The following is a 228-nucleotide window of genomic DNA, read 5'->3' as shown; positions in this document are numbered from 1 at the left end:
GTATGTTTACGTTAGAGAATAGAAAAGATCATTCAATTTACAAAGTCCCATAATAATTCATAAATTGTGTATTTTATGTGACGGGTGAAAAAATAATTAATTTTATGAAACTTTTCTCATTTTCATTCGTCTTATATACTAGATTTGCGAAAAGTTGATTTGTTTAATGAATATTTTAGGCTTTAATCTAATTATAAAAAGATATATCCAAACACGTATTCTTAGTGT

It is taken from the genome of Bacillus sp. JJ1532 (genome assembly GCF_036965085.1).
In the GTDB taxonomy this organism is placed as follows: Bacteria; Bacillota; Bacilli; order Bacillales; family Cytobacillaceae; genus Cytobacillus.
This window is presented reverse-complemented; position numbering follows the sequence as displayed.